Raw genomic sequence first — 3236 nt, 5'->3', positions numbered from 1 at the left:
CGACATCGCCGACCCCCTGCCCGACCACCCGGGCGACGACGGCGCGGCGGGCCCGGCTGCCCCGGGCGCGACGGCCACCTCCGGCGGCGCCTCCTCCGCCAGTGGCGAGGCCGCCGCCGCGGCGGGCCGTGCGCCGTTGGGGGTCTCGTGGGGCACCGATCAGCCGATCCGTATCTCGGTCATCAACAGCATCGCCCAGGGCCTGCCCAACCGCGTGGAGTTCGTCACCGGCGCCTACGCCAGCTTCGACTGGCTGTGCGAGGAACTGCTCTCCGGCGGCGACGCCACGATCCGGTTCGAACTGCTGGACCCGCAACCGGGCACCGAGGACACCCCCGAGGCGGCACTGAAGTACCGCATCAGCCCCGCCCTGGCCGAACGCATCCGCCTGCGCGACGGCACCTGCCGCCACCCCGGCTGCACGGTCGATGCTCACGACTGTGAGATCGACCATGTCATCGCCTTCGACCACCAACGTCCCGAACTGGGCGGGCCCACCGCCGAATGGAACCTGGTCTGCCTGTGCCGAAAACACCACCGCGAGAAAACCTTCGGCCACTGCGCCTACCGACCCGGCCCACTCGGCGAGCTGACCATCATCACCGAAACCGGACACGAACACCACACCAGACCCCACGGCCCCCTGGCCCACGCCCGCGACCGCATCCTCGACCACCGCTGGCACCAACACCTCGACCGACTCATCGCCGACGACGGCCACCTCACCAACCCACCCGGCGCCGAACGCCGCCATCGCTCGCCATAGGCCACGCCGCCAGACCACATCCCGCCCGGCCCCCGGGCGCGCTCAGCGCTGCCAGGTACTCGATCGCCTGGCGACCTCGTGGATCGCGTCGATCTCGCGAAGCCCCAATCGCGATGGCCGGGACTGCAGGAAACGGCGAATACCGCGCCGCGGCACCACAACTACCGCGCCATCCGCCGGCTGAGCCTTCACCGTGAACCCGCGCCGCGCACCCACCACCGCGATGACGCCCGTGACCGGCACCGGGAAACCGACGTGCTCCGCGAGCATCCGAGACGCCCGCTCCGCCTCAAAACGGCTCTTGCGGACATAGTCGTGGCGCTGGCCGTTCACCAGGAAGACGTCGCCGCCGACCCAGACCGACGCCTTCGGGTGGTTCTTCGCGTTCACGGTGAACACCCCACCCGGGCCGACCACCACGTGATCGATGTCCGCGCCGCGATCGCCCACCCGCACCGCATGAAGAACGCGCCAGTGCACGCCCAGCCCGGCCAACTGCTCGGCGACCGCCTCCTCGCCGTCGGCGCCGATCCGCCACGCTCGCTCGTCGGTCCTCGCGTCGACAAGCCGGGCGAACAAGTGGCGAATCGTGCCCTGCGCCGCACGCTCGGCCACCGCGCGTTCGCGTGCGGAGGCGCCCGCCCGCACGTCCGCGAGATCGTGCCACCTCGGTCCGGTCGGGCCCGGCGACGGCGACTGCCACGGCGAAGGAGCCGGAGGCGGATGCGGCGAAACCCGGCCGTGGGCTACCGCATCGGGCGTGTCCGTGCGCGCCAGCTCCGGGGACCGCGTCGGCGCCGGGCCAGGAGCCGCCGACGGGCCAGGCGCCGGGGCCGGGGTCGTTCCGGAGCCCTGATGCGGCGGTCGCTGGGCGGCGAAGTGGTCCTCGATCGCCCGGCGCAGCAATGGCAGGTTAGACATGTCGTCGGAGCGGTACCGGCCCGTCGTGAGGTCGAGATAGCCGAGGTCGGTGCGACCGGGCGTCGACGCGTAAAGGCGGTCGTGGCCGTAGCGACGCCACCGCCGGACATTCCACTCGGTCACTGGCCCTCCTCCCCCGGATGCCACGAATCGTGACATCGCTCCGGTGCGGATAGCGACTAATCCGTCGAATGCCGCATCCACGACGGGGGTTCACCGGAGTCACTGCGAACGGCGATCGCCCCGCCACCGCCGCAGCCGCTCGCGGACGTGGTGACTCGCCACTGCTCGTGCCGCGCGCTCCCGCGGCCGCCCCTCGCCATGGCGTCTCGCGCGCACCGAAGCGCAGGCCAGGCGCCATGGCGAGGGGCGGCGGCAGTGTCGGGTGAGGGGGAATACGGCTGCGCCCCCTTTTGTTTGACATGTCAGCAACGTACGCTGGGCGCATCAACAGATCGAGAGGGACAACCATGCAGTTCGGAATCTTCAGCATCGCCGACATCACCCCGGACCCCACCACCGGGCGCATACCCACCGAGCACGAGCGGCTCGAGGCAATAGTCGAGTACGCCACGCTGGCGGAGCAGGTGGGCCTGGACGTGTTCGCACTGGGTGAGCACCACAACCCCCCGTTCGTCACGTCCTCCCCCACCACCACGCTGGGTTACGTGGCGGGCCGCACCAGCGAAATCATCCTGTCGACGGCCACGACGCTCATCACGACCAACGATCCGGTGAAGATCGCCGAGGACTACGCCATGCTGCAGCACCTGGCCGGCGGCCGGGTGGACCTGACGATGGGTCGCGGCAACACCGGTCCGGTGTACCCGTGGTTCGGGCAGGATATCCGCCAGGGCCTGCCGCTGGCGATCGAGAACTACGAGCTCCTGCACCGCCTGTGGCACGAGGACGTGGTGGACTGGGAGGGCAAGTTCCGCACGCCGCTCCAGCAGTTCACCTCGACGCCCCGCCCGCTGGACGGCGTCGCCCCGTTCGTGTGGCACGGCTCGATCCGCTCGCCGCAGATCGCCGAGCAGGCCGCCTTCTACGGTGACGGCTTCTTCCACAACAACATCTTCTGGCCCATCCACCACACCAAGCAGATGGTGGAGCTGTACCGCCGTCGCTACGAGCACTACGGCCACGGCTCGGCGGACCAGGCGATCGTCGGGCTGGGCGGCCAGTTCTTCGCCCGCGCCAACAGCCAGGACGCTGTGAACGAGTTCCGCCCCTACTTCGACAACGCCCCGGTCTACGGCCACGGCCCGTCGCTCGAGGACTTCACCGCGCAGACCCCGCTCACGGTCGGCTCGCCGCAGCAGATCATCGACCGCTACATGACGATGCGCGAGCACGTGGGCGACTACCAGCGCCAGCTGTTCCTCGTCGACCACGCCGGCCTGCCGCGCAAGACGGTGCTCGAGCAGATCGAGATCCTGGGCACCGAGATCGTCCCCACCCTCCGCCGTGAGCTCGACGCGCTGCGCCCGGCCCACGTGCCGGACGGCCCCACGCACGCCGCGCGGGTCGCCGCCCGCGACGCCGAACT

General features: G+C 70.7%; 3 protein-coding genes. 2 read left to right on the top strand and 1 reads right to left on the bottom strand.

Features of this window, described 5'->3' with window-relative positions; all coding sequences use genetic code 11:
- On the top strand, window positions 1-766 hold a 766-nt coding region (locus HMPREF3086_RS15265; RefSeq protein ID WP_246831014.1), incomplete at its 5' end, for an HNH endonuclease signature motif containing protein.
- Window positions 767-808: 42 nt separating this feature from the next.
- Here the strand turns inward: HMPREF3086_RS15265 and HMPREF3086_RS19680 are convergent.
- The gene (locus HMPREF3086_RS19680; protein ID WP_246831013.1) at window positions 809-1810 is read right to left on the bottom strand and encodes a nuclease-related domain-containing protein; all 1002 of its coding nucleotides are present in this window, start codon (window positions 1808-1810) and stop codon (window positions 809-811) included.
- Between the two features lie 347 nt (window positions 1811-2157).
- On the opposite strand from HMPREF3086_RS19680, the gene HMPREF3086_RS15255 reads away from it, so the two are divergent.
- Window positions 2158-3236: LLM class flavin-dependent oxidoreductase (locus HMPREF3086_RS15255; RefSeq protein ID WP_070722757.1), on the top strand; the 1079-nt coding region annotated here is incomplete at its 3' end.

Origin of the sequence: Dietzia sp. HMSC21D01 (assembly GCF_001815995.1) — a bacterium.
GTDB classification, from domain to species: Bacteria; Actinomycetota; Actinomycetes; order Mycobacteriales; family Mycobacteriaceae; genus Dietzia; species Dietzia cinnamea.
The sequence above is the reverse complement of the archived record's forward strand: the minus strand, read 5'-3'. Positions and strand labels throughout refer to the sequence as shown.